The following is a 474-nucleotide window of genomic DNA, read 5'->3' as shown; positions in this document are numbered from 1 at the left end:
CGATACGCCGCATCGTAACTGCGGCGCACCACCAGCAGCCCCGGCGTGCCCGACGCGACGCCCAGCGCCTGCGCGATGTCCTTGATCAGCGCACACGGTCGCATCTCGACATGGTTGCGCACCACCCGCACGCCATACCGCCCGGTCAGCACCGCCGTTAGCGACCCATCCAGATCGTGATCGATCAGGCCGGGCGCGATCGCAGGATCGACCAGGATCCGCTCGATCAGTACCGGCCGCCCGTCGATCGCGCGGCGGCGGGCGAGCGCGTACAGCGGCGCGCCAACCGCGCAGCCGAACACCGCCGCATCCACCGCCGCTGCCGCCACCGTATGCTTGTGCAGCGTTTCGGTCGTCGGCACGCGGCCTTGCTCGGCGACATAGGTCATGAAGCCCGCCCAGCGCGTCGGGTCATAGACCACAGGCGGCGGCGAGACATACCAGCCGCTGCGGTCGCGACGATAGATCAGCCCC

Annotated in this window: 1 protein-coding gene; it reads right to left on the bottom strand. The window is 69.8% G+C overall.

Annotation, left to right across the window (positions count from 1 at the left end):
• The coding region (locus AACY52_RS30645; RefSeq protein WP_339561436.1) for a UTRA domain-containing protein at window positions 1-474 on the bottom strand (474 nt) is incomplete at both ends.

It is taken from the genome of Pseudomonas sp. EA_65y_Pfl1_P113 (assembly GCF_963970525.1).
Classification (GTDB): Bacteria; Pseudomonadota; Gammaproteobacteria; order Pseudomonadales; family Pseudomonadaceae; genus Aquipseudomonas; species Aquipseudomonas tritici.
Note: the sequence above shows the minus strand (reverse complement) of the source record. Positions and strands in the feature narration are given on the sequence as shown.